At 36.2% G+C, this 26,313-nt stretch carries 15 protein-coding genes and 1 other RNA gene; 6 read left to right on the plus strand and 10 right to left on the minus strand.

What is annotated here, in order from left to right; genetic code table 11:
* Positions 1 to 172 precede the first annotated feature (172 nt).
* Entirely contained in the window at positions 173 to 346 is a 174-nt protein-coding gene (locus C245_RS24410) for a hypothetical protein (RefSeq protein ID WP_017497625.1), read from the plus strand.
* Between the two features lie 58 nt (positions 347 to 404).
* On the opposite strand, the gene C245_RS0116010 is transcribed toward C245_RS24410, so the two are convergent.
* The 7 genes from C245_RS0116010 to C245_RS0116045 form a co-directional block, all read right to left on the minus strand.
* Complete coding sequence (locus C245_RS0116010) at positions 405 to 2,024, minus strand: ABC-F family ATP-binding cassette domain-containing protein (protein WP_017497626.1); 1,620 nt, start codon at positions 2,022 to 2,024, stop codon at positions 405 to 407.
* 168 nt (positions 2,025 to 2,192) lie between these two features.
* Positions 2,193 to 2,993, minus strand: a complete 801-nt coding sequence (locus tag C245_RS0116015) for a TlpA disulfide reductase family protein (protein ID WP_232424373.1) — start codon at positions 2,991 to 2,993, stop codon at positions 2,193 to 2,195.
* 606 nt (positions 2,994 to 3,599) lie between these two features.
* Positions 3,600 to 8,576 (minus strand): glycosyl hydrolase family 18 protein, encoded by a 4,977-nt coding sequence (locus tag C245_RS0116025; protein WP_232424374.1) that lies wholly within the window; start codon positions 8,574 to 8,576, stop codon positions 3,600 to 3,602.
* 498 nt (positions 8,577 to 9,074) lie between these two features.
* On the minus strand, positions 9,075 to 11,141 hold the full coding sequence (locus C245_RS0116030; RefSeq protein WP_026110110.1) for a beta-N-acetylhexosaminidase: 2,067 nt from the start codon (positions 11,139 to 11,141) through the stop codon (positions 9,075 to 9,077).
* A 159-nt stretch (positions 11,142 to 11,300) separates the two neighbouring features.
* On the minus strand, positions 11,301 to 13,238 hold the full coding sequence (gene nagB / locus C245_RS0116035) for a glucosamine-6-phosphate deaminase (RefSeq protein ID WP_017497631.1): 1,938 nt from the start codon (positions 13,236 to 13,238) through the stop codon (positions 11,301 to 11,303).
* A 116-nt stretch (positions 13,239 to 13,354) separates the two neighbouring features.
* Positions 13,355 to 14,938, minus strand: a complete 1,584-nt coding sequence (locus C245_RS0116040; protein WP_017497632.1) for a RagB/SusD family nutrient uptake outer membrane protein — start codon at positions 14,936 to 14,938, stop codon at positions 13,355 to 13,357.
* A 10-nt stretch (positions 14,939 to 14,948) separates the two neighbouring features.
* The gene (locus tag C245_RS0116045) at positions 14,949 to 17,981 is read right to left on the minus strand and encodes a SusC/RagA family TonB-linked outer membrane protein (protein ID WP_017497633.1); all 3,033 of its coding nucleotides are present in this window, start codon (positions 17,979 to 17,981) and stop codon (positions 14,949 to 14,951) included.
* 421 nt (positions 17,982 to 18,402) lie between these two features.
* On the opposite strand from C245_RS0116045, the gene C245_RS0116050 reads away from it, so the two are divergent.
* The 3 genes from C245_RS0116050 (at position 18,403) to C245_RS0116060 (ending at position 21,792) form a co-directional block, all read left to right on the plus strand.
* Complete coding sequence (locus tag C245_RS0116050) at positions 18,403 to 19,455, plus strand: sensor histidine kinase (protein ID WP_017497634.1); 1,053 nt, start codon at positions 18,403 to 18,405, stop codon at positions 19,453 to 19,455.
* On the plus strand, positions 19,445 to 20,146 hold the full coding sequence (locus tag C245_RS0116055) for a LytTR family DNA-binding domain-containing protein (RefSeq protein WP_017497635.1): 702 nt from the start codon (positions 19,445 to 19,447) through the stop codon (positions 20,144 to 20,146). The genes C245_RS0116050 and C245_RS0116055 overlap by 11 nt, the downstream gene beginning before the upstream one ends.
* A 176-nt stretch (positions 20,147 to 20,322) precedes the next feature.
* Positions 20,323 to 21,792: an MFS transporter gene (locus tag C245_RS0116060; RefSeq protein WP_017497636.1), complete on the plus strand. Its 1,470-nt coding sequence runs from the start codon at positions 20,323 to 20,325 to the stop codon at positions 21,790 to 21,792.
* A gap of 209 nt (positions 21,793 to 22,001) precedes the next feature.
* On the opposite strand, the gene fsa is transcribed toward C245_RS0116060, so the two are convergent.
* From fsa to ffs, 3 genes are all read right to left on the minus strand, one after another.
* Positions 22,002 to 22,658 (minus strand): fructose-6-phosphate aldolase, encoded by a 657-nt coding sequence (gene fsa / locus C245_RS0116070; RefSeq protein ID WP_017497638.1) that lies wholly within the window; start codon positions 22,656 to 22,658, stop codon positions 22,002 to 22,004.
* 44 nt (positions 22,659 to 22,702) lie between these two features.
* Complete coding sequence (locus tag C245_RS0116075) at positions 22,703 to 23,506, minus strand: SDR family oxidoreductase (RefSeq protein ID WP_017497639.1); 804 nt, start codon at positions 23,504 to 23,506, stop codon at positions 22,703 to 22,705.
* A 173-nt stretch (positions 23,507 to 23,679) separates the two neighbouring features.
* Positions 23,680 to 23,777: signal recognition particle sRNA small type (gene ffs / locus C245_RS24035), an RNA gene on the minus strand.
* 88 nt (positions 23,778 to 23,865) lie between these two features.
* Between ffs and C245_RS0116080 the strand changes: the two genes are divergently transcribed.
* Both C245_RS0116080 and hutI read left to right on the plus strand, forming a co-directional pair.
* A complete protein-coding gene (locus C245_RS0116080; RefSeq protein ID WP_017497640.1) occupies positions 23,866 to 24,918 on the plus strand; it encodes a glutaminyl-peptide cyclotransferase in 1,053 nt (350 codons plus the stop codon).
* Positions 24,919 to 25,019: 101 nt separating this feature from the next.
* The gene (gene hutI / locus C245_RS0116085) at positions 25,020 to 26,258 is read left to right on the plus strand and encodes an imidazolonepropionase (RefSeq protein WP_017497641.1); all 1,239 of its coding nucleotides are present in this window, start codon (positions 25,020 to 25,022) and stop codon (positions 26,256 to 26,258) included.
* Positions 26,259 to 26,313 lie beyond the last annotated feature (55 nt).

Raw genomic sequence — 26,313 nt, forward strand, 5'->3', positions numbered from 1 at the left:
TTTCCCTTATCTTTACTTCTCTTTATTGTAAAGTTGTTTAACCTTTTGCACCTAGTTGATTTTAATCTAAATCATAGAACTTTTTAATTAAATCATATAAGATCTTTCTTGTTTTTTGGCCTAATTTTAAGTTATACGAATCAGAACAGCAAGTTCTTAAAACATCAAAGTCATGCAAAATAAAATCAAACGTTTGTTAATGGTATTTGTACTATTATTTTTATTTACGAGCTGCGAAGTTATCGGAGACATTTTTAAAGCCGGAATGGGCTTTGGTATCTTTATCGTTATTTTTATTATTGCGATAATTATCTTCATTTTCGCTAAACTGTTTGGCAAAAAATAAATCAAAAAAAATCCCGTTCAGCTAGCGAACGGGATTTCTCTTATTATAAATTATAAAATTACAGGTTGTACATTTTTTTTCTTAATTCCTGAATTTTTTCATCGTCCAGGTATTCGTCAAATGTCATGTAACGGTCTATGACTCCGTTTGGTGTTAACTCCACTACTCTGTTACCAACAGTTTGTGCAAACTCGTGGTCATGTGTGGTGAAAATTACGGAACCTTTAAAATTTTTCAATGAGTTATTAAAAGCTGTAATGGACTCCAGATCTAAGTGATTGGTTGGCTCATCAAGCATTAAGATATTGGCTCTCTCCATCATCATTCTGGATAGCATACAACGTACTTTTTCTCCTCCTGATAATACGCGGCTTGTTTTTAACGCCTCTTCTCCGGAGAAAATCATTTTCCCTAAGAATCCTCTAATAAAAACCTCATCACGCTCTTCTTCTGTTTTGGCGTACTGGCGTAACCAATCTACCAAAGTCAGATCATTTTCAAAGAAAGAATGATTCTCAGCCGGTAAATAAGCCTGATTGGTTGTAATTCCCCAATCAAAAGTTCCGGCATCTGCCTTTTGTTCGTTGTTCAAAATTTGGTAGAATGCTGTTGTAGCACGTGAATCTTTAGAAAAAAGAACGATTTTATCGCCTTTTGCCATATTCAAATCAACATCTTTAAACAAAAGATCGCCATCGATAGAAGCTGCCAGACCTTCAACATTCAAAATCTGATCTCCGGCTTCACGATCCTGATCAAAAATAATCGCAGGATAACGACGGCTTGAAGGTTTAATTTCAGAAATATTCAATTTCGAAATCATTTTTTTACGAGAAGTAGCTTGTTTCGATTTCGCAACGTTTGCACTAAAACGACGAATAAATTCTTCAAGTTCCTGTTTCTTCTCTTCTGCTTTTTTGTTCTGCTGTGCACGTTGTTTTGCCGCTAATTGGCTGGACTCGTACCAGAACGTATAGTTTCCTGAGTAGTGGTTTATTTTTCCAAAATCAATATCAGAAATATGTGTACAAACCGCATCTAAAAAGTGACGGTCGTGAGACACTACAATTACAGTATTTTCATAATTCGCAAGGAAATTCTCTAACCACGCAATGGTTTCAAAGTCCAGGTCGTTGGTAGGCTCATCCATGATAAGCAAATCGGGATTTCCAAAAAGTGCCTGCGCCAAAAGCACACGTACTTTAATTTTTCCTTCCAAATCACCCATCAGAGTATAATGATCTGCCTCTGTGATTCCTAAGTTAGACAACATGGCCGCAGCATCAGAGTCGGCATTCCAACCGTTCATTTCTTCAAACTGAACCTGAAGTTCTCCAATTCTGTCTGCGTTTTTATCGTTGTAGTCGGCATAAAGTTCATCCATTTCTTTCTTAACAGCATACAAAACTTTATTTCCCATCAAAACAGTTTCCAAAACCGTATGCTCATCGAACATGTTGTGATTTTGGTTCAAAACCGACATACGTTTTCCCGGTTCTAAATGAATATGTCCTGATGTAGGATCAATATCTCCTGCTAAGATTTTTAGAAAAGTAGATTTTCCAGCACCATTGGCTCCAATAACTCCATAAATATTCCCATGAGTGAAAGTAGTATTTACTTCGTCGAACAAAATTCGTTTGCCAAACTGAACTGATAAATTATTGACTGTTAACATGAATGTCTTTTTAATTAATTTGGTGCAAAAGTATGAAAAAAGGTTCAGAGTTGCAAAGGGGACAATAGTGAAATGTAATCTGTAAAATGTAAGATGTTATCTAACCTACAGTTCACCGTTTACAGCTTATATTTTACAGATTACATTTCACATTTTACTGCTTACATTTTACTGTCTGCTTTCTTTCGCCAAAGCGACTTCTAAACTTTCAAAATTAGGCAGGACTTTAGCAATCATTCCTTCTTTGTTTAAAATAAAATGCGTTGGAAATGAATTTAACTGCAAGGCTTCATTCATGTATACTTTCATATCGGGAATAACGGAATATGACAATGGTTTTCTTGCCAGAAATGTTTTTAACTGCGCTGCAGCATCTTCTGCAAGGCTTATAAACAGAATGTCTTTTCGGTCTTTGTATTCCGCAGCTAATTTGTTGACTTGCGGAAATTCTCTGATACAGGGTGTGCAATGAATGTACCAGCATTTGATGACCACTATCTTTCCTTTCATCGATTCATTGCTAACCAAATTTCCATCCAGATCTTTAAATGAGAATTTAGGAAAAATGGTTCCTTCCATTTTGTAATTCTTAAGAGCGTCAAAACCAATCTGGTTCATCGTTGCCTTTATACTGCTATCAGTCCCGGGCTGAATTTCGAATAATTTATAAACATACATTTCGGGTTCTGATTCTAATCGAATTGGGATGAAATTTCCATTTGCCAACTGATCTAAGAAAGTCTCTTTTGAAATTTCTTTTGAAGAATCCAGAGCAATAAAATCTCTGGAAAGCATGATTTTTTTGCTCTGATAATCGGACCAGTCTGTGTAGGTTTTTTGAATTTGAACAGGATCAACTTCCGGGGCTCCGAATCTATTCTGTGCGGTACTTATGGCGAAAAAGAGAAAAATTATAATAAAGCTGACAAATTTCTGCATGGAATCTAAGATAATTGTATTTGATCTCAAAAGTAGTGAAAGTTTTTTTTTAACCGCAATGACGCAAGGTTTTCGCAAGGTTCGCAAAGTTTTTTTAAAAGGTTGTGACGCGGATGAGACAGATTCGTTTCACGAAAACGCGGATTTACACTGATTTTTAAAATCCAGTTTTTATCTGCAAGAGAAGATGCAAAACCATGGAATCTGAGATAATTGTACTTGATATCAAAAGTAGTGAAAGTTTTTTTCTAACCGCAAAGTCGCAAGGTTTTCGCAAGGTTCGCAAAGTTATTTTTTAAGGTTATGACGCGGATGAAACAGATTCGTTTCACGAAAACGCGGATTTACACTGATTTTTAAAATCCGTTTTTATCTGCGTCTTTCCGATAGCAAATCCGTTTTATCCGTGTCCTTTACCTCAACATGAAGATTAAATCATTTTAAACAAAAAAAAACCCGACAATACAATTGTCGGGTTTATAATGCGCTTCCTTCAGGTGAAAACCAAATAACAAATCACCTCAATTTGCAGCATTTATTCGAAATAAAAATTAGATTAAAAAATAAATAACCAAACTCAATTTTAACCATTCCAACTTTTTATTTCTGTATTTTTCATTCTTCCATACTGTCCTTTTAGTTCAAAAAGTTCATTACTTTGAATGATTTTTTATTTCCTGCTTTGTCCGTCACCACAACTAAAAATAATTGCTTAGTGGTAAAGCTGTAATTATGAAGCACCACTTCTTTGTTTTGATGAACATTTCTATGACTCACCAATGGTTGTCCAATAGTATTGAAAACTTCTACCTGAGCAATATCTCCAGAGTCAGTTGTCACTAGTAAAGCATCGTTTTTAAAGTAAGCGATAGTCGTACTTTTCGTTTCGATTCCTTCAGGCAACGCTCTTGCGGCAGTCTGTCCTGCAAAATAAGCGGCATACGCTTTAGACAATTCAGATGAATTACCACAAGAAGAAAAATCCCAGTTAACAGACCAAGTCATAAAACCTCTTAAAGCAGGATATGGTCCGCCTGGCTGCATAGTGTATGTTCTTCCTGAAAAAGTGGTTCCGGTTCTTAAATAATGCATCGCACTAACTCCTTCTGCCGGTGTTATAAAACCACTTCCCGCTGCACTTGGACAAGCTGGTAATGCAATAAGGATTTTTGAAGGCGGTAAACCATCAAAACGCATTCCTGTTGTACCAATGTTGTACCCTTTTATCAGCATATCAGTTAGAGCTGTTACCATGTTTCCTCTCTTAGATGAACCATAATACTGACCGTCTAATCCGTTCTCTCCTCCTGTATTATACAATTGTACAGCTAACAAATCTAATTCATTACGCAAGTTGTGAATAACTGGCAGGAAGGAACCAAAAGTATCATTGTAGGTAGAATATCCTCCTTGCACATATTGTGTTTCCGGAGCGGCAGTTAATAAAAATCCAGGGCCATAGAAAGCTTTTAATTCTTTAAAAGCATCTACTACGTTTTTCAATCTTGGATAAGCAGAAATACCCGCATAAGAAATATCTCTTAAACCTCCTGCGTTAAAATTCATCGATCCGCCTTCAAAATCGATATCAACTCCGTCAAATTGGTACTCGTCAATAATTGCTTTCAGACCATTAACAAAAATATTCTTTTGAGTTACGTTCTCTAAAACAACATGACCATTTTGACCTCCGATAGATACAATAACAGGAACCCCGCTATTTCTTAAAGATTTTATATCGTTTTTCAACAATTGCTTATCAAAAACACCATTGGTCAAATATCTCGCATCATTTGTAGTTAATACCGGAGTATAACCATCACGGTTAACCGTTTCTACGAAAGCATAATCCACTACATTAAATTTGCTTCCCACCATTTGAGAGAAATATAAAAATGGAGCTCCAGCATTTTCCCAGGAATGTGCATATCCTAAAACAATTTTTCCTGGAAGCGGACGCCATCTAGTAGTATCTTCCTTAACAATTTTAATGGCATTGTTTAAGGTAGTTACAGCAGCTTTATCATCGGTTGCTTTAATTACAATCGGATAATCCTGATAAGCAGCTGGTGTAAAATTATACGTATAGGTATTATTAGTACCTGCCGTCATGTTGAAGGTTCCTCCATTGATTGTAATCGTAACACCTGAAACCGATCCGTCACTATCAACAGCTGTAACCGAAATTGGCACAACCTGCAAAGAAGGTTGATTTATTGTAGTGTTCGATGGTGAAATCCAAGTAATTACAGGCAATGAATTAGGACAATTTGTCCCTGAACATTGTAAAGCAAACGCTTTTGTATTTTCTGCAGTCGCACCGCTTGATGCAGTTACGGTTGCTTTTAATGTATAATTTTTATTGAAATCTGCTAAAACCGGTGTCCAGTTTGCTACGTATTCTGTTCCTGAAAGTGCTGCTGTAATATTTTGTCCGTTGATGTTGAACACCACTGACGAAATAGTTAAGCTGGCGTCTACACTTGCAGTTGCTTTTAGCTGTATCGCAGTTCCAGGAGCAATAGCTACCGTTGCTGCAGAAGGCGCTGTAATGGTAACCTGAGGTGGTGTAACCGCATTTCTATTGAAATTATAAACTGTTGGTGTCGTTGGCATTGCAAAATTTGCCAGATTATTTGGGAAGTAACTTACTTCACCATTTTGCCAGGAATTTAATTTCAAACTTAAAACTTGCGCATAACCCGCTGTAACTGTGTTGTCATAGCTAAAGTTCCCCTGAGCATCTGTTGTAGCCAAGACGCTTTTCCATGGATGCGTGTTATCGGTCCAAGGCACAATAAGTTCTACTTTTGCATTTGCAACCGGAGCTGTACCATTTTTAACAGTACCACTAATTAGATTAGCACTTACCAAATTTTGCGTAAAGTCAAGAGTTTTGTTCCCAGACTCTGTTGTTGAAACTGCTGAAACCGGAGCAAATGTTAAGTTCGTTTTAGCAACAGATACCTTATAATCTGATCCTGAAGTTAAACCTGCAAAAGAATAAGCTCCATTTCTATCTGTTGTAGCAGTTAAAACTGTCGTACCTGAAACTGCCGAAACTACAGCTCCTGATACCGGAGTAGTTCCGTTTAGCACTTTTCCGCTCATTGCATAAGAGGATGTTCTTGCGGTAGCGGCAGTATTGAAATTATAAACCGTAGGGGTTGCTGGAACAGCAAAACTGGTCAGATTATTTGGAAAATAATTAACGTCGTTATTTTGCCACGCATTCAATTTCAAACTTGAAACAGTAGTATATCCGTCTACAACTGAATTGGCAAAGCTATAATTTCCTTGTGCATCTGTAGTCGCCAAAACGCTTTTCCATCCGTGTGTATTGTCAGTCCAAGGTAAAACGATTTCTACTTTAGCTCCTGCAACCGGAACTGTACCGTTTTTAACTGTACCGCTAATTTTATTGGTTCCAACGTTATACTCGGTTAAATTCAACGTTTTGTTAGCTATTAGATTGGTATAAACTGTTGAAGCTGGCGTATAAGTTTTTCCTGTAGCTGAGGCTGATATTGTATAATCTACACCAGAAGGAAGACTAAGCGAATAAGTACCATTTGCGCCAGAAGTTGTGGAAACAGGCGCTCCTGTTGATGTTGCGGTAACCGTAACTCCCACAGCCGGTGTAGTTCCGTTTAAAATTGTACCACTAACCGTGTAATACACAATCGGAGCCCCTTGAACAAAATTTAACGTTTTATTGCTATCAATTGCATTGTAAGTTGTCACAGCTGGTGTATAAGGAAAGCCTGTTTTAGCAGCTGAAACTGTAAAATTAAGTCCAGCAGTTAAACCTGTAACACTGTAGGTTCCATTAGTACCGGAAACAGCAGTTAAAACAGTCGTACCGGAAGTTGCTGTAACTGTAACTCCTGAAACTGGTGTAGTGCTAGTGCCAACTACAATAGATCCACTTACGGTGTACAATGGCTGTGTCCCCTGAATCACAACTCCTGTCTGATCAGCAGCAACATTTGTTAAGCTAACCGGTGTAAAAGTATAGGCAGTCTTTATCGCTGTAAGGGTATAGTTTTGATTCTTTGGTAAATTATAAAATGTAAAATTACCTGTCGGAGACACTACACTTTCTAAAACTACATTACTTGCATTTCTAATCTCTACGGTAACGTTAGTAACCAAAGCTGTTCCATTTTTCACAGAACCTCCAATACTCACGGTTCCTTCTACGATACTTTTAAACGAAGTATCTACCTGAGTTAAAAGTGAATTAGGGATAGAACCTCTGGTATCCTGAGATAATTCCCAAATCATACCACCGGCCAGATTTTTAGATTTGATGTATTGTACTTTTAAATCCATTGATTGTTTATCTTCATAACTGATAAACTGTTTCAAAGTACTGTTGTACAGATACGGAACTTTAGTGGTGTTATCAAAATACCTTACCCAACCTGCGGCAGCTGCCGTTGGCGTAACTAGCATTGTATTTGGATCTAAAAAAGCATGTGAATTGGTAACCGGATTTCCAACCAGGCCACAAATTTCGATACTGCCGGATTTCTCACAAGCCGCTGGCCCATCCCAGGTTCCTGTTGGGTTTTGCGGATTTGTACAGCCTGCAACATTATATCTTGGTGCAGCAACAAATAACCCAGGAAAGTTTGGATTGGTTCCGTTATTGGCAACGTTGTCAAATTTCTTGCCGTAAAAAGGCAATCCCATGATTAATTTATTGGCAGGAAAACCAACTACATTCAAATAGATGTTCGTTAACTCATCAAGTGATTCTGACTGAGTTGCACCATATAATGGATCATTCGGGTTTCCGCTTCCATAAAGAGGAGCATTATAACATGTTTTATCATACCAGTTTCCGCCAAAATCATATCCAAAGTAAGTAATGTAATCACAGTACGTTGAAATATCTTCGGTCATTCCATACGTTGCCCTGTTGTTTGGCCCTAAATATTGTTTAGGTACATTTCGAACATTGTTTCCGGCCGCAATAGTTACCAGTTTATTAGGCATTGCCTGACGCATGGCTTTTAATAAAAGTACAAGGTTTTTGTTGTCATCGGGGTGGTATTTTTGTGGAGGAACCGGGATTCCGTTCACGATTTCAGTACCGTCTGTTCCTCCCATAAGAGGATACTCCCAGTCAATATCAAATCCGTCAATAAACGGATAAGTGACAATGAAGTTTGCCATATCTGCAGCTAAAGCAGCTCTTGCCACCGGACTTGCGGCAATTGGAGAAAGATCCTGACCTTTAGTCCATCCTCCAACAGAGATTAAAATTTTTAAATGCGGATACTTTTCTTTCAACTTTTTCAAGTCATAAAAATTCCCTTTTACAGGAGCATCCCATGGAATTCCGCCTTCCGTATGCTCATAATCAGCATAGGTATCCAAACATTTTAATTTTGTATTCTCCGGACGGGCAGGGTCAAAAGTTGTCCCGTAAAAAGAATAATTCAAATGGGTTATCTTGCTCCCGTCTATCTTGGGAACGTTGAAATCCCGGGCATAAATAGCCCATTGCGCATAATACCCTACTACTTTTTTACCGTGGGCTGGTTGGGCCGACGCAAGTAAGGGAAACAGTAACATAAAGAGTAATCTGTAATAATGTTTCATAGTTAATAAATATTGGTTAATAGATAATAAATATTCCAATTACAATACCTTACCTGCCAAAATGCGGCAAATAAATACGATAACCGGGGTTCAATACACCGCGAATAAATAACATCACGACACACTGGATTTTTAATTCATTACTTCTAAAAATAAATATTACTATTACTGATCCTAGCCATAATCATTAGTGAATAGTAGTGACTGATATTTATTTAATTTTAAAAAAAATTAGTTTAAACACAGAAGATAAATTTGGGATTCATCAATCTAAATACTTTACTTTTTGTCATGTTTGTGGTATGCGACTTACTATTTGGTTTTAAATGTTAATACTTCTTTATATGGTTATAATTGTATGCTTATTCTTTGGTCAGGAGTTAAAGATTTAGTGAAGTCTACCATAATTATCTCTGCCAAAAACCTATATGGCAGAGATAACGAATTACTAAATAATCATGGTAAAAAAACATACTAAATACTAACTCAAACAAATCTTTAAATTAATTTTTTAAGACTTTCATACACTGACAACTCAACATCAGCGTGGTCTTTACTGTTACATTGCTCGATTAAATTTTTCAGATCATCTCCTTTTAAAGTTGATTTGTTATCTAAAACAAGTAATAGTTCTTGTGATGCATCATTCAATTTTTTAGACAGAGGTAAAAAGTGTTGTATCAAAGGTGCATTTGCACTCAATTCTACCAGTCCTTTGTTTACAGCAATCCATTTGTTGAAAAATGCTGTTACTTTTGCTTTATTCTCCGGAGTCTTACTTGCTAAATATTGTGCTACTGCATCGTCAAAAGCCAAAGAATCTTTAGCATCCGGTGTACAGGCATCAGCAAAAAGAGTTAACGGAGAGTACATTTGATATTCGGTTCCTCCTTTGTTTCGTTTATACCCTTTTAAAGGCTCGCAAACATTTGTAAATTCCTCAACAAAATCTGTATTCTGATTGTTTGAGATATTTCTTAAAATAACATCCTTATTACGAATGTGTGTTAATCCCAGTTCTTCTAATCTGAAAGAAACTACATCGAGACGTTTACGCATACTGGCCAAATCGATTATATCTTCGGCTGACCAAAGTCGTTCTGCAATTGCAGCTGTTCTTGGCCAAAGTCTGGAATCAATTGTTGTTGATGATACGAGTTCTGTCCACATTGTTGCTTCACCTCCCAATACTCTTGCTTTTTCTTCAGTGGATAAATTGGCTCCTTTTGGCATAGGGTCATTCAAATAATGACTTGCCACCGGATACATTAAATCAATATAATACCCATTGGACATTACGGTTTTATATCCTTTTTTTACGGATTCAATCAAGGACTGACCTGCTACTACTCCTTCATTAGGACCTCTCCAGGCATGAATAATGGCATCTTTTGACATATTCTTAGTCAAAATTTCCTCCCATCCCATTAACTGTTTCCCATGTTTTTTAAGCATCGGAATTAACTGCATGGTAAAATAAGTCTGCAGTTCATGATTGGTTGTTAACTTATTTTTCTTTTTAAACTCCTGAATTTTTGGATTTGCATCCCAGTCCTTTCCTTCGTTTTCATCCCCTCCGATATGAAAATAAGCGCCTGGAAATAACGGGCAAACCTCATCAAATAATTCACTTAATAATTGGTATGTTTTAGGATTTGAAGGATCTAATGTTGGTGAAAAAATCCCCGCATTTCTTTCAATTCCATAGGTCGCAATTGCGGTTCCCTGAATATTTTTTTCAGAAGTTCCTCCTGTCAGTGTGATTACTTTACTTCCAATCTCAGGATAAGCTGTAAGTATTGCAGATGCGTGACCAGGAACATCTATTTCCGGAACGATTAAAATACCGCGCTCATCAGCATATTTTACGATATTTTTAATTTCCTCTTGTGTGTAATACATTCCATCCGAAGCTTTTTCAATTAGTTTTGGATGTTTTTTCATTTCAATTCTCCACCCCTGATCGTCCACCAAATGCCAGTGAAGAACGTTCATTTTCATAGCCGCCAATCCGTCAATATTTCTTTTGATCACATCTACCGGCTGAAAATGTCTTGCCGCATCGACCATCAGACCTCTCCAGGTAAATCTTGGAAAATCGGAGACTTTTGATACCGGAAAATAAAAGGAGTTGTTCGTATTCTGCAACATTTGCAATAAGGTTTCAAGACCGTGCAGGGCCCCTAAATCACTTGTTGCATTGATTGTAATTTTGTTTGGTTTAATATCCAGGTGATAGCTTTCATCTTCATACAAACCAATTTTCCCGCTCTTGGTACAATTGATTTGAAGCTCAGCTGTTGGAACTTCATTTAATTTGGTAATAAATCCCTGTTCGAAAAAAATACCGGTTCTACCATCTAGTCGGCGCAAAAAGCGAGTTACTCCGCCAAAAATTCGGGGATTTGGATTTCCGGTAATATTTACTTTAAAATTTTTATTTAACGCAAAATTACCATCACTTAACACAATGCTTTGAGGCCAGGGCATAAGATTTAACTGCTCTTTTTTAATCTGAGCACTAGCAGTTACACCCGCTAATAGTAGGACTAATAAATATTTCATTTTTTTTGTTTTTGGAAAGATGTTGCTTTTACACAACATTAATAATAAATAATAAAAGCAAAACTCAGAATGATTTCGATTGAACCCTCACTACTCCTAATGAAACCAATCTGAATTTTGCATTGCGATCCACTCTCACCCGGATCTTATATGGTATTTTTAATAATCAAAACGTTTAAAAGCTTCAATGGCTTCGTATTCTGCCAATCCTAGTTCGTCATATAAGACGGCAGTATTTTTGTTACGGTCTTCGGCTCTTACCCAAAATTCTCTTGAGTCATTTCCTTGGAACATTACGCGGTCTTTTTGTGACTGATGGTACAAAATCGCATGGCGTTTAAGCAATACTTCTGATGGAGAAAGCGGAACGGCCATATCAATTTCGTGAATGTCCCATTCGTGCCAGGCACCACGATACAGCCACAACCAGCAGTCGTCCATGTATTTTTCCGGTTTCAGTTGTTTCATTGCTGCAAAGATGGCATTCAGACAAACTTCATGAGTACCGTGCGGATCTGCTAAGTCACCCGCTGCAAAAACCTGATGGGGTTTGATTTGTGCAATGATGTCCTTTACAATAGCAATGTCTTCAGGACCCAACGGATTCTTTTTTACCTGTCCGGTTTCATAAAACGGAAGATCTAAAAAGTGGGTGTTTTCATCTTTTAAACCAATGTATCGGGTCGCTGCATAGGACTCTCTTCTTCGGATAAGTCCTTTTAATTTGCGAACTTCCAGGGAATCAATTTGGTTCTCTGATTTGTTATTCAAAAATTCAATTACAGCTTTAAAGTTGATTCCCGAGGCAGCATCGCCAAGAAAATCCTTAGCCACTTCGGCAAATTTAAGTGCCTCGTCGTCTGTAACGGCTATATTTCCGGAGGTTTGATATACCACATGTACATCGTGACCTTGTTTGATCAGTTTTGAGAAAGTTCCTCCCATAGAAATCACATCATCATCTGGATGCGGACTAAAAAGAATCACTCGTTTTTTTGCCGGATTGGCTCTTTCCGGACGATGCGAATCGTCGGTATTGGGTTTTCCACCCGGCCATCCGGTGATGGTATGCTGCAAAACATTAAACATATTGATGTTCAAGTCGTAAGCAGAACCTTCCTGCGCCAAAAGATCTGACATTCCGTTGTTGTTGTAATCACGGTCTGTTAATTTTAAAATAGATTGTTTTGTTTTTTGGCACAACCAAACAATCGCTTTGCTTTTTAATTCTTGTGTCCAGATACATTCTCCTACTAACCAAGGCGTTTTGAAACGGGTTAATTCTGAAGCTGCTGACTGGTCTAATACGAAAGTCGCATTAGGGTGGTTTTGTAAAAATGTAGCCGGAACTTCAGAACTGATATCGCCCTGAATGGTTCTCTTGATGATATCGGCTTTGTTTTGTCCCCAGGCCATTAGTACAATTCGTTTGGATCTCATGATGGTAGAAACCCCCATGGTGATCGCTCTTTTTGGAACGTTATCGATTCCGTTAAAATCGGAAGAGGCATCCACTCTTGTAATGTGATCCAGTGTAATGATTCTGGTTCCCGAGTTGATGTGGGATCCGGGTTCGTTGAAACCTACGTGACCCGTACGGCCAATTCCCAATAATTGAAAATCCAGTCCTCCTGCATTTTTAATATTCATTTCGTAATCGATGCAGTATTGATTAAGTTCTTCAATGGCAACGGTTCCGTCTGGAATATTTACATTTTCAGGTTTGATGTCAATATGATTAAAAAGATGCTGATGCATGAAATAATGATAGCTCTGATTGTTCTCTTTGCTCATCGGATAATATTCATCCAGATTGAAAGTGATTACATTGCTAAAACTTAAGCCTTCTTCTCTGTACATTCTCACCAACTCTTCATAAACTTTTATAGGAGAAGAACCTGTGGCTAAACCTAATACGCAAGATTTATTCTTTTCTTGTTTAGATCGGATTAATTGCGCAATTTCCTGTGCTACAATTACCGAAGCTTCTGCGGAATTCCTGAAGATTTCATTGTGGATTTTCTCAAATCGTGTCTCTTCAAATTTCCCCGCGCTTTTATAGCTGATATCAGGTTTTATTTCTAAAGCACTTTTCATTTCTTTTCTTTTTATAACATTTACAATTTTGGTTTATGAAATGGCATAAACAACTCGCGTTGTCTACGCCATTTACTAACCAAACTTAAATTCTTTTAATTCTTTGATTATTTTTTTTAGAAATTTGGAGCATTAACATCCCACCAAAGTCTGGTTCCTCCATTATCCGGACCACCTAACTTAGCTACACCAGTTGCTACACCTTCTTTATTATTTAGTACTTCATTTGAAGTAAAGTTGATTCTTCTAGGACCAAGTTCCGTAGTAATTTTTCCTCCACTATTGTTTACCACTACAGGGAATAATTTTGGATATCCTGTTCTTCTGTAATCAGACCAAGCTTCTTGTCCTTCCGGGAAACCTGCGATCCATTTTTGAGTAATAATTCTTTGCAGTTTCACCTCATTTGTAGCTGCATCATCCCAGGCAATAGTAATATTATTTACCGGAGCTGAATTGTTTACAGCAGCAACAGGATCAACATATGCTACAGGTAAACTAGTATTATCCGTTAAGTATTTAGCAATACCAGAAGCTTCTCTTTGGTCAAATGACGCTCCAATACCTGCCTCGTATAATGATTTAGCATCACCTCCCATATTCCAGCCTCTTAGAGCTCCTTCCGCTCTTAAGAAATAAGCTTCAGCAGTAGTAACTAAATAAATGGTTTTAGATCTAACCACTTCTCCAATACCTGAAAAACGCTCACGGTCTCCTTTTCCTCCAATGGCTATACCAGTACGAATTCCTTTAAACTGACCTGTAAATTGAGCTGATTTATCAAAATAAATTGGCATTCTAGGGTCGTTGTATCCTTTTAATATAGACTCCATATCAGCAGACATTCTAATGTCTAACCATGAACCACTAATGGTAGCAATAGGGTTTGTAAAAGTTGGAGATACAATTCTAAACGCATCTTTTTTAGCTGTAAATACTCCGAATTTTTGTGCTACCGCTTTTTCAGCCTGAGCTTTTGCTAAAGCAGGTTTTACTTTTACGATACGCATAGCTAATCTCAAACGTAAAGTGTTGGCAAATTTTACCCAAGAAGCATAGTTACCTTCATAACCTGATAAATCCGCATCTTTAAATACAAAAGGCTCTCCGGCATCTGCTCTTTTTGTTAATTCATCTACAGCAAAATCCAACTCGCTAAACATTTGGTTGTATACTTCTTCCTGAGAATCATAAGCAATTGGCGCATTTTTACCGTATTGAGAATAGATGATAGGACCAAAGATGTCCGTAACACGGTGCATTCCTTCTACTTTCAAGATTAGAGAAAGTGCATAAAAATGGTCAAATTTCCCTTTTGTTTTGTTTGCAATATCGTATGCATTGAACATAACAGTAGGATAAGCATTTGTCCAAATAGCATTGTTCCATCCGTCAATTAAGTCATAAGTTGTATTGTTACTTCCTCCTCTAAAAGGGGTTGGAGTAGCCATATAACCTGACCAAATATCTGCATTTAGATTCTGTTGTAATTGATATTGAGATTCAAGCTGATCCCCTAAAACCTGAATGTTGTTAAACATCGGAGCGAATCCTTTTTTGATATCATTAAAATCATCCTTTAATTGATCATTGCTGAAACCATTAGGGTTAGTATTAATTTCATCAAAATTACCTGTACAACCTACTGCAGCAAGAAATGACATACAGATAGCTGTTTTTTTTATGTTATTTAGTTTCATTTTTTTTAATTTAGAAAGTTACATTTAAATTAAGACCAATACTTCTGGTAGAAGGTAAACCATAGATATCAATACCTTGTAGTCCCTCTCCTGTACTTAATGCAATGTTTGGATCAAAAGGAGCGTCTTTGTATATAAAGAATAAGTTTCTTGCAATTAATGAAATAGAAGCTGTTTGGAAAACAGGAAGTTTTTTAGGATTGAAAGTATATCCTACAGAAATCTCTCTTACACTTACATTTGTCGCTTTATAAACATATTCGCCTGTAATTCCATCTCTACCTCCTACTTTTTTATAATAATCCTCAGCAGGTATATTTGTTACTACAGTACCGTCTGGTTTAATTGCATTTACTGGAACTCCTCCTGCGTTTCTGGCATCACCTGTTGCTTTAGAAACTCCGAAGAAATCATTTTGAGCTTCAGTCATACTCATAACATTACCACCAAAACGTCCGTCAATTAAAACATTTGCAAAGAAAGAACCAACTTTGAAAGTGTTAGAGAAACCTAACATGAAATCAGGATTTGAATTACCTACTTCAGTAAAACCTTCAGTACCTTGAATTTTACCATCTTTATCTAATAAAATTCTACCCTGATCATCTTTTAGAATGTTTTTCCCCATGATAACACCAAACGGTCTTCCTTCAATTAAAGAGTATTGGTAGTTATTAACTCCAGGAACAGTCAAATTCACTATTCCTTTAGATGAAGCAGGAAGTTCTTTTACTTTATTTTTATTTTGAGAAAAGTTCACAGATGAATCCCATGAGAATTTATCTCCTTTAACAATACCAGCATTTACAACAATTTCAAAACCTTTATTTTCGATACTTCCGGCATTGAATCCGTAAAATCTAACTCCCTCAGGGCTTCCGTCCGGCGCAGCAGATTGGAAATATTGATTTTTTGTTGTTGAATTATAGTAAGAAAGCTCAATACCAAATCTGTTATTAAGGAATCTCCATTCTGTACCAAATTCATATTCTGATTTCAACTCTGGTTTTAAAGTAGTTCCTCTTTGTAATCCAACCTGAGGTTGTGTACTGTTATTCCCCGGAACATATAAATCTACAGGAGTAGTAACAAAAGCAGCAACATCATTACCAACCTGAGCGTAAGTTGCACGAACTTTTGCAAAACTAACTGACTCCGGCATTTTGAACATCTCGCTAAGTATACCTGTCAAACCTACAGACGGGTAAAAATAAGATCCTTTATTCGTATTCACTAATGTAGAAGACCAGTCATTTCTAGCTGCAACATCTAAGAACAACATGTCTTTGTAACCCAATGTAGTAGCTGCAAATACAGACTGTATTTCTCTTTTTGAGTCGATTGTTTGATAATTTCCTGTATTGTTTACAAAGTTGTTAAGTGTAAACCAGTTCGTTATTTTTAATCCGGCACCAATTCCAGAATCTAAAATTGTTCTGTCATTTGTCATCGTATTGGTAATACTTGTACCAATATTAGCATTAAATGAAAAATCATCACTAAATTTTGTATTGATCGTAGCAATTAAATCTCCATAACGTTGCGTACTTACCGCATCATTACTAATGTATCTACCATTAGCGTGAGAAAGTGTTCCTTGAGTAGTAGCAAAAATTCTCTTTTCAAATCCACTGTCAACTCTGTTATAGCTATATCTTGAAGCAATTGTTAACCATTCATTTGCTTTGTATGAAGCCGAAATTGCTCCGTTGAAGAAAGTGTTTGTGTCTTCAGATTTATTTCTGTTAATAGCCCAATATGGGTTTTGCATAATATCTCTGTTTGTCATCCAATTTTGAGCCATTAAATTTCTAGTCGGATTAAAAACTTCATAATTATTTTTATAATAATTGAAATCATTTCCTCTTGGCATTAAATAAACTCCTGTAAGTGGATTAAAGTAAAGACCATTTACCGGTTTATTTGCAATTGATTGTGTAGTATAATTTCCAGTTACACCCACTGTAAGTTTGTTATCAAAAAACTTTGCAGTTTGACGAATTCCAAAGTTATTTCTCTTAATTCCGTTACCTGGAATAATCCCCGATCCTGATGTATTAGCATAAGTCAATGCTGTAGAAGAATTTTCAGTTGCTGCAGAATATCCTACAGATGTAATTTGAGTAACTCCGGTTTGAAAGAAATCTTTAACATGATCTTTTATGTTTTGTTTCGTTCCCCAAGACTCATCTTCCCCTGTTCTTGCAGCATAATCTTTTTGAAACTTAGGCAAATAAGCAGCCGATTCAAAAGTAGTTACAGACGAACCTGAAAAACTTGACTGTCCAACTTTTCCTTTTTTAGACGAAAGTAAAATTACTCCATTTGCTCCTTGCGATCCATATAATACAGAAGCCGCTGCTCCTTTTAGAACCGTCATACCATCGTAATCGTCCGGGTTAATTAAAGATACAACATCTCCACCATCACGGTTACCACCATTCAAACTACCAAAAGTATCATTTGGCTGACCTGAACCAGAGTTTAACATTGGAATACCATCAATAACATACAAAGGCTGATTGTTTGTTGCTGAAGAGCTTCCACGAATATCTACTTTTGTAGAACCACCAGTACCGGCAGAACTTTTTGTTACAGCAACACCCGCAATTTTACCTGCAATTGTATTGATAACGTTCGCGTCTCTTACACGTGTTAGCTCTTCCCCTTTAAGTTCCTGAGCCGCATAAGTTAAAGATTTTCTCGTTTTCTTGATACCTAATGAAGTTACAACAACTTCTGTAAGTGCATTTGACGCTGCTTGTAGCATTTTAACATTAATTGTAGCAGCATCACCTACAACTATTGATTGTGTTTCAAGTCCAACATAAGTAAAAACTAAAGTTTGTCCTTTTTGAACTTCAATTGAGTACACTCCGTCAAAATCGGAAGTAGTTCCCTTTTGACCTCCTTGTACTGCAACGGAAGCCCCTGGCAATGGCATTCCATCAGAATCTGTAATCACACCTTTAATGCTTTTTACCTGAGCAAGCGAAACTTGCGCCGTAAAAACAATCATAAAGATTAAGAAAATTTTTTTCATGTTAATTTATTTTGTTAGTTATAGGGTAAAATTATTCTTAAGGGATTGTTAAAAAAAATAATTTATACAAACAACATTAAATTTTAAACCAACGACATAAAACAATCAATAATATGCTATTCGAAAACGTTTTCTAGCCATTTTCTTGTAAAATTTTACAACAAAATAAATATTTACTACAAAAAAAATCACTTTTATTAAACAATCATTTAATAATCATTAACATCTTAAGGGTATTTATGATCAAACTTTAACCAATGCTTCAAAATATGCATTACGAAAACGTTATCTCATCAAAAAAGCTCAACACATCTCTTTTATCATAAAATTTTATTTAAAAGAATTGCGTTTTAAAAAGTAATTGTTTAAAGTTGCATCATATTTAAGCTAAAGAAAATCCCTATAAACTAGTAATCAAAAGTTGAACGAAATACGAAAATTGAAATTTGACATTAAACTTAAAAATCATGTTTGGTTTTGGAGCTGCTATTTTACTCTTAACTTTTTAAGATGGGGAGCCTACTTTAATGACTACTCCTATTCATTCAAATCAAACCTGATAGAATTCTCTTTACACATTCCATTAGTCTATTTTAATTTATTTGTATTAGTTCCTCGTTTGGTGCTAAAACAAAAGTACATTCAGTACACCTTTATGATGGTTGTAAGCCTATTGGGTGTCTACTTAATAAAAACCGGTCTTACCTATTATATTATATCCGAAAATATTTGGCCGGAAGCGAACCGTGAATATCACACCTTCGACATTAACCACGTACTGGCAGTCTGCATTGGAGAATTGTACGTTGTTGCCATGGCGTCTTCTGTTTACTTGACATTAACCTGGTTGCGAGAACGTGAAAGAAACCGATCATTAAGAGAAAATCAGTTTAAGATCAAACTAAAATATCTGGAGAATCAAATTCAGCCTCATTTCTTTTTTAATACGCTGAATAACTTGTACGCTTTATCACTAGAATCTTCCGATAAAGTTCCGGACGTAATCTTAAAACTGTCTAATTTGATGGAGTATGTTTTATATGATGTCAAAGGAACCAAATCTGTTCCCTTAATCAAAGAAATTGATTACATACAAAATTATATCGAAATCGAGAAGTTACGTTTTGAAAATGTAGAAGTTACGATCAATCTGGAATCGAATATCGAAGATATTGTAGTGCCTCCGCTGATCTTTATTTCATTGGTAGAAAATGCCTTTAAACATGGCGGAGTCAATAACAACAATATAAAAATCAAAATCAATTGTAAAGTTATCGACAATAAAATGTTAGACTTTGAAATCTTAAATAATTTTGTAATTTCACAAAATCTTAACTCGAAAGGTGGTATTGGCCTGGCGAATACCAAAAAAAGATTAAAACTGATTTACAAGAACGATTTTAGTCTAAAAAACACAATCAAATTAAATTACTATATAATCCGTTTGCAAATACCTCTTAATAATGAAAATTAAATGTGTGTTGGTTGATGATGAGCCTTTAGCAATCAAAGTCCTGCAAAATTATTTTACCAATTTTACAGATTTTGAAGTAATCGGCACATTTAATAATTCTTTGGAAGCGCTTGATTTTATAAACAGTACCACTGTCGATGCTGTATTCTTAGACATTAACATGCCTATGATGACAGGGTTCGAACTTATTAGCTTAATCGAAAACAAAACCAAAGTTATCATCACAACCGCTTTTAGAGAATTTGCCGCCGAAAGTTACGATCTGGATGTTCTGGATTATTTAGTAAAACCGATTCCTCTTCCAAGATTCATAAAATGCATTAATAAAATCACCACCGAATACAACCTGAAAAACAATATTAAAGTCGAAACCGTAAAAGGAGACTCTCATATTTTTATCAAAGTCGATAAAAAAATGATGAAAATTAATATTGAAGAAATTCTCTTTGTTGAAGGTATGAAAGAATATATAAAAGTGGTGACTTCCGACAAAACCTACATTACACACAAATCTCTGACTTCTTTGTCTGAAGAATTACCGGCTGACCGATTCCTGCGCATTCACAAATCATACGTAATCGCACTCAACAAAGTAAAATCTATAGAGGGTAATCGTATTCAAATACAATCCTACACCATTCCAATTGGAAGAAATTACAGCAAAGAAGTAAAAAACAAAATTCTGGAATAAATTCAGCTTCCTAAATCGTTTTTGTAACTCAGTAAAAACTAACACATTGTTGAAAAAATAATGTCGTTGGTTTAAATTTAACATTATTTGTAGCTTTTTATTTTTTTTTGATACACTTAACAAATATATTTACGGTCTTCAAAAAACAATAAAATAAAAAATTAACCTCTTAAATTATGAGTTCAGAAAATGTTCAAACCAAATGGGGACAGTTTATCTCGTTGATAATTGTTTTCTTCTTTTGGGGTTTTGTTGGTTCTGCCAATGACATCCTGATTCCTGTTTTCAAGAAAGTATTCACCTTATCGCAAGTACAATCACAATTAGTAGCCTGGGCCTTTTATGCGGCATACTTCGTAGGTTCCTTGATTTTCTTTTTGGTGTCCTTAAAATTAGATGTATTACAAAAATTTGGATACAAAAAAACACTTTCTGCCGGTTTACTCCTATCTGCCGTTGGATCATTTTTATTCATTCCCGCTGCAACAATGGAAAGCTTCCCTTTCTTCTTAACCGCTTTATTTACGGTAGGATTAGGATTTTCTATCCAGCAAATTGTTGCCAATCCTCTTGCTATTAAAATGGGAAGCCCTGCAACAGGTGCTCACCGTTTGACTTTAGCGGGTGGAATTAACTCTTTCGGAACTACAATTGGAGCTATCTTACTGGGAATCGCTTTATTCGGAATGGGAGATAACAAAAAGACAGCTCTTTCTTTAGAGGACATTAAACTGCCTTTTATTATTCTTGGACTTGCTTTTATCATCGTAGCCGTTTTCATGAACTTCTCCAAAATTGAAGACCCTGCAAAAGAGGACGAAGAAGAAATTAAAGTAGCTCACGAAAAATTCAACATACTAGACTACCCGCAGCTTTATTTAGGAATGTTAGGAATCTTTATCTACGTAGGTACAGAGGTAACGATTATCAGTAACCTACCTGCCTTATTGCATACACATGAATTTGGAAACATCCTGGAAGATGCTATCGCCCCATTTATTGCCCTTTACTGGGGAAGTTTAATGATTGGCCGATGGAATGGTGGTGTTAACGTTTTCAACACTTCAAACTTAGTAAATACAGCACTTAAATTTATCGTTCCTGCTTTGGCATTTGGAGTAATCATTGGTGCTAACCTTTTTGCTGCACACGATGTTTCTTCTTTTTACATTTACCCAATCTGGATCTTATTATTTATAGCAGTAAGTTTTGTTGGAGGTAAAAATGCAGGTAAAACATTAATGCTTTTCGGAATTTCAGGAGTATTAATGATGTTTGCCGGATTGGTTTACCCTGATCCGCAAATTGCTAAATTCTTCTTCATTTCCGGAGGTTTATTCTTATCTATCATGTGGCCGTCTATCTTTGATTTAGCGATTGCCGGCTTAGGTAAAAACACCGGAAAAGCATCTTCATTCTTAATCATGATGATTCTTGGTGGAGGAGTTATCCCTTTAATTCAGGGAAGCATCTGCGATATCGACCTTACAAGTCCAAACGGAATTTTCGGAATCACGTGGACACACTTCTCCTACATCGTTCCTCTTTTAGGTTTTGCTTATTTAGGATTTTATGGCTTCTATTGCCCTAAAATTTTAAAAAGACAAGGGATCAACCACGTTGAAGGTGGAGGCGGAGGTCACTAAACCGAATAAAATTTTAAATTCCAAATCTCAAATTCAAATTCCAAACGCTCACTAAAGGTTTGGAATTTGAATTTGAGATTTGTTTTTTTTTTATAATAAATACACAAACCCGACAGGTTTCAAAAATCTGTCGGGTTTATATATACAACATAAAAAAACGCCATCTTTCTATTGAAAAATGGCGTTTTAAGTTTTTTAATAGCTAAGGACTACTTGTTTCCTTTTTCGAAATCAGCCACAAACTGAGCCAATCCAATATCTGTTAATGGGTGTTTCAACAATCCGTAAATTGCGGAAAGAGGCCCAGTCATAACATCAGCACCAATCTTAGCACAATTTACAATGTGCATCGTGTGACGCACAGAAGCTGCTAAAATTTGAGTTTCGTAACCGTAGTTATCATATACCAATCTAATCTCTTCGATTAAATTCAATCCGTCAGTTGAAACATCATCTAAACGACCTACAAACGGAGACACATAAGTTGCTCCAGCTTTTGCAGCCAAAATAGCTTGTCCTACTGAAAACACAAGAGTTACATTCGTTTTAATTCCTTTATCAGAAAAATATTTTGCCGCCATAACACCTTCTTTCGTCATAGGCAATTTTACCACGATTTGGTCATGTAATTCAGCCAGCTCCTCACCTTCCTTAACCATACCGTCAAAATCCAGCGCATTCACTTCAGCACTTACATCTCCTTCAACCAAATTACAGATGTCAACATAGTGCTTCAAAATGTTGTTTTTTCCGGTAATTCCTTCTTTAGCCATCAATGATGGGTTAGTTGTTACACCATCCAAAACTCCTAAAGCCTGTGCTTCTTTAATCTGAGCTAAATTAGCCGTGTCAATAAAAAATTTCATAATCTATTTATATTTAATTGTGTGTTTAAAAATTTCGTGCAAAATTACAACTTATAATGATTCATCAGCATTTTTTCATAAACTTTATCCGGTAATGCACGTTTTAAAACAATGGAGAACTTCTGCATAAAAGCCCCTACTTTATAATGTACTTTTGGTTTTTCCTTTTGGATGATTTTATAAACAGCTTCAGCCATTTCATTTGGATTTCCCCCTGCGTCAACATGTTCGTTCATCGTTGCCAGAATATCGCCATACACTTTTTCGTAAGCCGAACCTTTTACCACTGGTGCATGATAACGACCTGCTGCAATATTTGTAGCAAAATCACCCGGCGCCACATTCGTAATTTCAATTCCAAACGACTTCACTTCCATACGCAAAGCCTCTGTAATTAATTCTAAGGCCCCTTTTGAAGCCGAATACACACTGCGATACGGCAATCCCATATAACCTGCAATCGAAGTAATATTGATAATCAAACCCGATTTTTGCTCTCGCATTTGAGGCAAAACCGCTTTCATCACTTCAATTGGTCCGAAAAAATTGGTTTCAAAATTATTCTTGATTTCCTCCGTCGGAATCTCCTCTAAAGGTCCGGTAATTCCAACCCCGGCATTATTAATGACAACATCCAGCCTTCCGGAAGCTGCAATAATCTGAGCTACTGCCGACTGTATAGAATTTATATTACGAACATCCAAAGCAACCAAAGGAAAAACAGAATGCTGTACCTTTTCAGGATTTCGGCTCGTTCCGTATACCACGAAACCTTTTTGGTGTAAATACTCTCCAATTGACTTTCCAATTCCTGAAGATCCGCCGGTAATTAAAACAACTTTACTCATTATTTAAGTTTTGAGTTACGAGTTATGGGTTATGTGGAGAAATTTTTAATTTCCATCACTTAACTTTAACTTTCAAAAGGGTCAAAAATAAAAAAATCCTCCATAAGGAAGACTACTTTTAAATTAATTCTAAAAAAAAATCCCGAAACATCGGGAACTAACTAAAAAAAAAAAATAGGCAAGCGACCTACATCGCACCGCTCAACCACGTACCCTTGCTATGTTCCCATCCTGGGGGAGTCTGCAGGAGCTGGTCGTGTAGGACTTGCCGGTGCAAATATACAATCTTTTTATATTTTTGCAAGAGCTTTGTTGCTATAAAAATATCATCGTATATTGGCTTATTCAAATTTTAAACTATGAAAAATTATAACTTCCTAACTGTCATTTTATTAGGAATCACATTAATTGGATGTGGAGATACAAAAAAAGGTGAAAATTCTTTGTTTACTATCGATGATTCGGCTTTTCCGGCCCATTTTTTACCTCAGGAAGCCATTTCGATCGGTGTTTTAAACCCAAATTCGAAAGAAATCGACAGCATTACCTACTTTGTAAACGATAAAAAAGTAGGTAGTACTAAAGGTGCAGAAAAATTCAAATTTGAACTAAAAGAACAAAGATTAGGGTATCAGTACCTAAAAGCTACCGTTTATTTTGGATCAGATTCCTCAGATGCCACTAAACGTGTGGAACTGGTTTCTAATATCGAACCTAAATTATTAAAATATAAAATAATCAACACCTATCCGCATGACAAACAATCTTTTACTGAAGGATTAGAATTCTATAAAGACACTTTATACGAAAGCACCGGTCAGGAAGGAGCTTCTTACTTAAGAAAATACGATTATAAAACCGGGAAAATTTTCAAGCAAATTGATTTAGACAAAAAATACTTTGGTGAAGGAATTACGTTCATCAACGGCAAATTATTTCAGCTGACCTGGCAAAATAAAACAGGTTTTATCTACAATGCCAACACTTTAAAACTGGAAAAAACCTTTGCGTACGAGAAAGATATCGAAGGCTGGGGAATGACGAATGATGGGAAATACATTTATCAAACGGACAAAACCGAGAAAATCTGGAAAATGGATCCTGCAACGCAAAAAATGATAGATTATATCAACGTATACTCAGGAACTTCAAAAATTAAAGCCATTAATGAATTGGAGTGGATTAACGGAAAAATCTATACCAACGTTTGGTTTAAGGACGCTATTGCTGTCGTAAATCCTACTTCCGGAGCCGTTGAAGGAATTCTGGACATGTCAGGATTACGCAAACTTATGACTGATGTAACGAAAGATGATGTTTTAAACGGAATTGCTTACAACCCAAAAACTAAAACTATTTTTGTTACCGGTAAAAACTGGAGCAAAATGTTCGAAATAACCGTTTCAGAATAAGACAATTAAGAACAAATTTTCAAACACAGATTTCACTAATTTCACTAATCTTTAGTGTGATAATTGTGAAATTTGTGCTTTTTACTTTATACCTCAAAATAATGACAACTCTTATAACCAACATAAAAGAACTACTTCAGGTTCGCGAAACTTCAATAGCCAAAGTATCAGGAACAGAAATGGCCATACTTCCAACACTGAAAAATGCCTATTTAATTCTAAAAGACGATCTTATTCAGGATTACGGCCTGATGGAAAATCTTCCAGAAACCAATGCCGATCTGACAATCGACGCAACAGGACGAGTTATATTGCCTACGTGGTGCGACAGTCACACCCACATTGTATATGCAGGAAATCGCGAGCAGGAATTTGTAGACCGAATCAATGGGTTTTCATATGAAGAAATTGCCAATCGTGGCGGCGGCATTCTAAACTCGGCTAAAAAACTCAATGAAACTACTGAAGAGGAAATCTACGAGCAGTCGAAACTTCGTTTAGAAGAAGTCATGCATTTGGGAACCGGAGCTGTAGAAATTAAATCAGGGTACGGACTAACTATCGAGGGTGAGCTCAAAATGCTTCGCGTAATTCAAAAATTAGCTCAGAATTATCCGATTGCCATAAAAGCAACGTTTTTAGGAGCACATGCCTTCCCTTTGCATTACAAAGAAAACAAAGCGGGTTATATTGATGAAATCATCACTAAAATGCTGCCTGAGATTGCCCAAAACAAACTGGCCGATTATGTGGATGCCTTTTGTGAAACTGGTTATTTCTCTGTTGAAGAAACAGAAAAAATCATGGAAGCCGGAATACAATATGGACTGAAACCTAAAATTCATGTGAACCAATTCAATTCTATTGGCGGAATACAGGCTGGAATCAAATACAACGCCCTTTCAGTGGATCATCTTGAAATTATGAACCCGGAAGACATTGAGGCTTTAAAAAACACAGAAACGATGCCTGTTGCGTTACCGTCCTGTTCTTATTTTTTAAGTATTCCTTACACTCCGGCTCGTGAAATGATAAAAGCAGGCCTGCCAATTGCCCTGGCTACAGACTTTAACCCCGGTTCTACTCCATCCGGAAACATGAATTTTGTAGTTGCAACGGCTTGTATTAAAATGAAAATGACTCCTGAAGAAGCTATAAATGCTGCTACTATAAATGGCGCGTACGCGATGGGAATTTCTGAAACACACGGAAGTATCACCAAAGGTAAAAAAGCCAATCTGATCCTTACAAAACCCGTTTCCTCTTACTATCAAATCCCTTACGCTTTTGGAAGCAATCTTATCGAAAGCGTTTTTCTTGAAGGAAAAATTCTAAAATAGTAAAACATAAAAAAAAGGTCTGTGAAAAATCACAGACCTTTTTTACTTTTAGTGG

It is taken from the genome of Flavobacterium sp. WG21, assembly GCF_000335775.1.
Classification (GTDB): domain Bacteria; phylum Bacteroidota; class Bacteroidia; order Flavobacteriales; family Flavobacteriaceae; genus Flavobacterium; species Flavobacterium tructae.